This window comes from Peterkaempfera griseoplana (genome assembly GCF_001418575.1).
GTDB classification, from domain to species: domain Bacteria; phylum Actinomycetota; class Actinomycetes; order Streptomycetales; family Streptomycetaceae; genus Peterkaempfera; species Peterkaempfera griseoplana.
This window is the reverse complement of record NZ_LIQR01000001.1, coordinates 1-6,499: the sequence shown is the minus strand read 5'-3', so window position 1 is coordinate 6,499 and position 6,499 is coordinate 1. Positions and strand designations below refer to the sequence as shown.

Genomic DNA, 6,499 nt, shown 5'->3' with positions numbered 1-6,499 from the left:
CCGGGCGCCGCTCCCCGTCCGGCGGCCGCTGCTGGGAGACTGGCGGCATGGTCGACACCGACGGCTCCGCGGCGGAGTTCCAGCAGCACCGTGCGCGGCTCCTCGCGCTCGCCTACCGCCTGCTGGGCTCGGCCGCGGAAGCGGAGGACGCGGTACAGGAGGCGTTCCTGCGCTGGGACGCGGCGGACCGCACAGCGATCGCGGCCCCCTCGGCATGGCTGGCCAAGGTGGTCACCAACCTCTGCCTCAACCTCCTCACCTCCGCCAGGGCGCGGCGGGAGCACTACGTCGGACCCTGGCTTCCCGAACCGGTGCTCACCGGCGCCGGCACGGTGCTGACGGCGCCGCTGCCCGCACCGGGACCGGAGGAGCACGCGGAGCTGCGGGAGTCGCTCTCCCTGGCCGTGCTGATGATGCTGGAGCGGCTCTCCCCGGCGGAACGGGCCGTCTTCGTGCTGCGGGAGGCGTTCGGCTACGGACACCGGGAGATCGCCGGGGTACTGGACCTCTCGGAGGCGGCGTCCCGGCAGCACCACCGCCGGGCCCGGCAGCGGATGGAGCAGCCGGTACGGCGTTTCGAGGCCTCGCAGGTGCGGCGCCGAGAACTGCTGGAGGGCTTTCTGGACGCGGCCGCGCAGGGTGACCTGCCCGGGCTGGAGGCGCTGCTCACCGAGGATGTGACCGCCTGGACGGACGGCGGGGGACACGTCAGCGCCGCGCGGCGCCCGGTGCTGGGCCGCGACCGGGTGGCGCGCTTCGTCCTCGGCGTGGTCGGCCAGGCCGCGCCGGACGCCGTGGTGGCCACCGCCGAGGTCAACGGGGAGCCGGGGCTGGTCTGGTGGGAGGCCGGAGGGCTGCGGTCGGTGGTGGCCCTGGAGATGTCCGGGGGCGGGATCTCGGGGGTGCGCGCCGTGCTCAACCCGGAGAAGCTGGGGTACGCGGCCCGCCAGTGGCGGGAGCTGCAGGACTCCCCGGAGCCGTCGGGTTCGGGGGAGCTGTCACATTCCCGGGGGCTGTCCGGTTCTTCTCAGTGAGCGGGCGGTGCTCACCGCCCGCGGACACCGAGGAGGGTGTGCGGTATGGGTGGAGCGGTTCTGGTCACCGGAGGCACCGGCACGCTGGGCCGGATCGTGGTCCGGCGGGCAGCGGCGGAGGGCGGCGAGGTTCGGCTGCTGAGCCGCCGGGCCGCCCCTGCGGCGGCGCCGCAGGGGGTGCGGTGGTGCACTGCGGACCTGGTTTCGGGGGAGGGACTGGACGCGGCGATGGAGGGCGTCTCCGTCGTGGTGCACTGCGCCAGCGACCCGCGGCGCCCGGCGTCGGACCTGACGGCCGTGCGGCAGCTCATCGAGGCCGCCCGGCGGGTCGGCGGGGTGCATCTGGTCTATATCTCGATCGTCGGCGTCGACCGGCTGCCGTTCGGCTACTACCGGGTGAAGCGCCAGGTGGAGGAGCTGATCGAGGGGTCGGGTCTGCCGTGGACGGTGCTGCGCACCACGCAGTTCCACGACCTTCCCGCGCAGGTCTTCAGGGCGCTCGCCAAGCTGCCGCTGGTGATGCCGGTGCCGTCGGGTATCAGCGTCCAGCCGCTGGCGGCGGAGGAGGTCGCGGACCGGCTGGTCGCGCTGGCCGGGGGAGAGCCGGCCGGGCGGGTGGCTGACATGGGCGGGCCCCGGGTGATCCCGGGCGCCGAGATGGCCCGGGGCTATCTGCGGGCGGTGGGCAAGCGGCGGTTGCTGCTTCCGGTGCCGGTGTTCGGGGCGTCGGCCCGGGGCTTTCGCCAGGGACTGCATCTGAGCCCGGAACGGGCGGTGGGCAGCGGCACCTGGGAGCAGTATCTGGCCGCCCTGAAACCGTGAGGGCCGGTGTTTCCGGGCGGCCGCCGGCCCGGTGGCGGCCGCTGCGGCGGGCGCGGGTCGGGAGGGGCACCCTGCTGCGGTCCGCGGCGGCCGGGGCCGGTCCGGGCTCCGGGCTCGGCTGCGGTCTGGGCCCGGCCTGGCGCCCGTCCGGGCTTCGGGCCGGGCTTCCGGTCTCGGCTTCGGTCAGGGCGTCGAGGGGGCCTGGGCGAAGGCCTCGGGTGAGTGCTCCAGTGCTGCTTCCAGAGCGCTGACCAGAGTGTCGGTGAGCCGCTGGTCGGTGTCGACCAGGGGCAGCCGCACCGGACCGGCGGGCAGCCCCTGGTGGCGCAGCAGCGCCTTCGCGGTGACGGTGCCGGGAACGCCGCTGCCCATCATGGCCTCCACCAGGGGCAGCAGGCGCAGATGGAGCCGGGCCGCCTCGTTGGGACGGCCTGCGGCGAGGGCGGCGGGTACGGCGGCCACGGCCGGGCCCGCGACATTGCCGACCGTACTGACCACTCCGGTGGCGCCGATCGCCGCCAGAGGCAGATTGAGCTCGTCGGCGCCGGAGTAGTAGAGCAGGCCGGTTGCGGCCAGGACGGCGGAGCTCTTGGTCAGATCGCCGGCGGCGTCCTTGACCGCCGTGATCCGCGGGTGGCCGGCGAGGTGCAGCAGGGTCTCACGGCTGAGGGCGGTGCCGGTGCGGGCGGGGACGTCGTAGAGCATCACGGGGAGCGCGGTGGCGTCGGCGACCACGGTGAGGTGGCGTCGGATGCCTTCCTGGGTCGGCAGGTTGTAGTACGGGGTGACCACCAGCAGGCCGTGTGCTCCGGCGCGTTCGGCGGCTCGGGCGAGGGCGGCGGTGTGGCGGGTGTCATTGCTGCCGACGCCGGCAGTGACGGCGCAGCGGTCGCCCACCGCCTCCAGTACGGCGCGCAGCACCGTGTCCTTCTCGGCGTCGGTGGTGGTGGCCGATTCGCCGGTGGTGCCGTTGACGACCAGGCCGTCGCAGCCCTGGCGGTCGACCAGGTGGGTGGCCAGCTGCTGGGCGCCGTCGGGGTCCAGGGCTCCGTCGGGGCGGAACGGGGTGACCATGGCCACGGCGGTCCGGCCGAAGGGCAGGTGGGTGGTGGGCATGGATCGAGCATCGCCCGCAGGCTGTGGGAGGTCCAGCGATGTCTGGTGAGGGGGACCGTTAAGCGCTGCTTGCCTGTCGACGGCGGGCGTCGTCGGGCGTCGTCGGAGGTCGTCGGAGGTCGGACATCAGGCGTCGGACTCGCCGGGACGGGCCGCTTCCCCGCCGCCGGCGGGACGCACGGGTTGGCCGGGGCCGCCGGGACGTGTCGCCTGCCGGGTACGCACGGCCGCGGGGGACGGGTTCTCCGCCGCGGCCGTGCGACGGAGGTCAGCCCAGACCGCCGTGCACCGGCTCGGTGGGGAGCTCGGAAGCCTTGGGCCTGATTACGAAGATCGCCGTCAGCAGGGCCACCACGGAGAGTACGGCCCCGACGATGAACGCCTGGGAGATACCGTGCGCGAGCACCTCGTTGCCCCAGCTGCCGGGCATCTGGCCGGTCTTGGCGAATTCGGCCTTCTGCGCGTCGGTGGCATGGGCCATGAAGGAGGGCAGCTGCTTGCCGAACTCGTTCTTGGCCGCGGTGCCGAAGACCGTGGTGAGGATGGACAGGCCCAGCGAGCCACCGATCTGCTGCGTGGCGTTGAGCAGTCCTGAAGCGGCCCCGGTCTCGTGAGGGGCGACCCCGGAGACCGCTATCAGCATCATCGGGACGAAGATGCAGCCCATGCCGAAGCCGAAGATCACCGTGGGGCCGAGCACCCCTTCGGGGTAACCGCTGGTGGCGCTGGTCTGGGTCAGCCAGGTCAGGCCGATGACGACCAGCAGTGAGCCGCCCGCCATGAACGGCTTGGGGCCGGTCCGGGGCTGCAGGACGGAGGAGAGCTGTGCCGCGAGGATGATCGCGGCGCTGATCGGCAGGAAGGCCACGCCGGCCTTGAGCGGGCTGTATCCGAGCGTCCGCTGCACAAAGAGCGTGACGTAGAAGAAGATGCCGAACATCGCCGCGGCCATGCAGAGCATGATCACGTAGCTGCCGCTGCGGTTGCCGTTGGCGAACATGTGCAACGGGGTGATGGGCTGCAGGGTGCGCCGCTCGGTGACCACGAAGAGCGCCAGCAGCACCACGGCGGCACTGAAGGAGGTGATCGCCAGGGCGTCGCTCCAGCCGTCCGAGGCGACCCGGATGAAGCCGTAGACCAGTCCCACCAGACCCAGCGTGGAGGTCAGCGCGCCCACGACGTCGAAGCGGCCGGGGTGGCGCTCGGACTCGTTGATGTACCGCGGCGCGGCCAGTGCGATCAGTACGGCGATCGGGACGTTGACGAAGAGCACCCAGCGCCAGTTGAGGTACTCGGTGAGCAGGCCGCCGGCGAGCAGGCCGATGGCGGCACCGGAACCGGCCACGGCGGAGAAGACACCGAAGGCGCGGTTGCGTTCGGGGCCTTCCTTGAAGTTGGTCGCGATCAGTGCGAACGCCGTGGGCGAGCAGATCGCGCCACCTATGCCCTGGAGGGCACGGGCGGCCAGCAGCATCCAGGAGTTCTGTGCGAGCCCGCCGAGCAGTGAGGCGAAGCCGAAGAGCAGGACGCCCACGATGAAGACCCGGCGGCGGCCGAGGATGTCACCGGCGCGGCCGCCGAGCAGCAGCAGGCCGCCGAAGGTCAGCGTGTAGGCGTTGATGACCCAGGAGAGGTCGGTGGTGCTGAACTTCAGCGCGTCCTGGATGTGCGGAAGCGCGATGTTCACGATGGTCGCGTCGAGCACCACCATGAGCTGGGCGGCGGCGATGACCGTCAGGGCGATCCCCGGACGCTGGCCTCCGCTCGCCCTGCTTGGTGAATGTTCGACGAGTGTGTCCGAGACAGCCACAATGTGCCCCCTGTTGATTGGCTGTGTCTGGCTTTGAAGGAACGGTACCGTTCACTAGAATCGACCCTAGCGGTGGGGGATTTGTGAACGCAACCGTTCTCTATGAATCGTGATGGAGGAGCGGCGGATGGCAGCGTCCTCGCCCGAGCGTCCCCAGGCCCAGGCCGGCTGCTGCGCGCCGTCGGCAGTCTCCCGGCGGCGCGGCAAGGAGCTGGAGCGCGCGATCTTCGAGGCGACCCTGGATCAGCTGACCTCCGGAGGTTTCGCGGGCTTGACGATGGAGGGTGTGGCCGGTGCGGCGCGTACCGGCAAGGCCGCGCTGTACCGCCGTTGGGCCTCCAAGCACGAACTGGTGCTGGACGCGCTGGAGTCCAGCCTGCCACCCGCCACTGACATCCCCGACCGGGGGTCGGTGGCGGCGGAGTTCCACGAGCTCATGGATCGGATGACGGCCGCCGTTCAGTCCCCCGGGGGCCGCGCCATCCGCGTGCTGATGGGGGAGATGGACCACGAACACGCCGAGGTCTTCGTCCAGTTGGCGCTGAACCGGGTGGTGGAGCCCGCCAAGCGGGCCGTGCTGCAGATCCTGCGGCGCGGCGAGGGGCGCGGCGACGTCCGCCCGGGAGCGGCGGACCCCCTGGTCGCGGATGTGGTCCCGGCGCTGCTGCTGTACCGCTCGAAGCTGCACGGCGGCGAGCTCCCCGCAGGCTTCGCCGACGAGGTGGTGGACCAGGTGCTGCTGCCGATGGTGCGCCCCGGCCCGGAGGGCGGCGCGGCCTCCCGACCGGCGTAGCCTGAGGAGGTGCCGTACGAACCGCCGACCCACAGCGTGGAGCGCTCGCTCCGCTACGCGGGCGCTGCCGTCGTGGCCGGTGTCGACGAGGTGGGCCGGGGGGCCTGGGCCGGGCCGGTCACCGTCTGCGCCGCCGTCACCGGTCTGCGCCGTCCGCCCGCCGGGCTGACCGACTCCAAGCTGCTCACCCCCCGTCGCCGCACCGAGCTCAACGCCGTGCTGGCCGACTGGGTCACCTCCCATGCGCTGGGCCACGCCTCCCCCCAGGAGTGCGACGAGCTGGGCATGACCGCCGCACTCCGGCTGGCGGCCGTGCGCGCTCTGGAGGCGCTGCCGGTCCGCCCCGACGCGGTGATCCTGGACGGCAAGCACAACTATCTGGGCGGCTCCTGGCGGGTGCGCACGGTGATCAAGGGCGACCAGAAGTGCGTGCCCGTGGCCGCCGCCTCGGTGCTGGCCAAGGTCCATCGGGACGGCCTGATGGCGGAGCTGGGCGAGGGATACCCGGTCTACGCCTTCGCGGACAACGCGGGCTATCCCTCCCCGGTGCACCGGGCGGCGCTGGCCGAGTTCGGGCCGTCCCCGCTGCACCGGCTGTCCTGGGCCTATCTCGACGATCTGCCGGACTGGCGCCATCTGAAGCGGGTACGGCTGCCGCACCAGCCGGACGACCTGCAGCTGGCCCTGGACATCTGACGGGTCGTCGGCTCGCGCCCACGGCCGGCCGGGGAGTCCGGAACCCGGACGGATGCCCCCTATCACCAGTAGCGGAGCGGTGAACCGGAGGGGCCCTGGTGCGCGTCGCACCGGCATTTGATAGACAACGCGGTATGCCTGTCTTCCCCGAGGAGCCGGAGATTCACGAGAGCATCCCGGGCCCCGGCGTTCCCTTCCCCCGCGAGTCGGACGCAGTAGCCCCCCGTA

6 protein-coding genes are annotated in these 6,499 nt (G+C 72.4%); 4 read left to right on the top strand and 2 right to left on the bottom strand.

Annotated elements, in window-relative coordinates:
• Window positions 1–47: 47 nt before the first annotated feature.
• Window positions 48–1,034, top strand: a complete 987-nt coding sequence (locus AOK09_RS00030) for an RNA polymerase sigma-70 factor (protein ID WP_055584983.1) — start codon at window positions 48–50, stop codon at window positions 1,032–1,034.
• Between the two features lie 45 nt (window positions 1,035–1,079).
• Window positions 1,080–1,856: an SDR family oxidoreductase gene (locus AOK09_RS00025; protein WP_055584982.1), complete on the top strand. Its 777-nt coding sequence runs from the start codon at window positions 1,080–1,082 to the stop codon at window positions 1,854–1,856.
• 183 nt (window positions 1,857–2,039) lie between these two features.
• On the opposite strand, the gene dapA is transcribed toward AOK09_RS00025, so the two are convergent.
• Window positions 2,040–2,972, bottom strand: a complete 933-nt coding sequence (gene dapA / locus AOK09_RS00020) for a 4-hydroxy-tetrahydrodipicolinate synthase (protein ID WP_055584981.1) — start codon at window positions 2,970–2,972, stop codon at window positions 2,040–2,042.
• A 268-nt stretch (window positions 2,973–3,240) separates the two neighbouring features.
• Window positions 3,241–4,782, bottom strand: coding sequence for an MFS transporter (locus tag AOK09_RS00015; protein WP_265736696.1), 1,542 nt, complete (start codon window positions 4,780–4,782; stop codon window positions 3,241–3,243).
• 127 nt (window positions 4,783–4,909) lie between these two features.
• On the opposite strand from AOK09_RS00015, the gene AOK09_RS00010 reads away from it, so the two are divergent.
• Window positions 4,910–5,575 (top strand): TetR/AcrR family transcriptional regulator, encoded by a 666-nt coding sequence (locus AOK09_RS00010; RefSeq protein ID WP_055584979.1) that lies wholly within the window; start codon window positions 4,910–4,912, stop codon window positions 5,573–5,575.
• A 9-nt stretch (window positions 5,576–5,584) separates the two neighbouring features.
• On the top strand, window positions 5,585–6,271 hold the full coding sequence (locus AOK09_RS00005; RefSeq protein WP_055584978.1) for a ribonuclease HII: 687 nt from the start codon (window positions 5,585–5,587) through the stop codon (window positions 6,269–6,271).
• Window positions 6,272–6,499 lie beyond the last annotated feature (228 nt).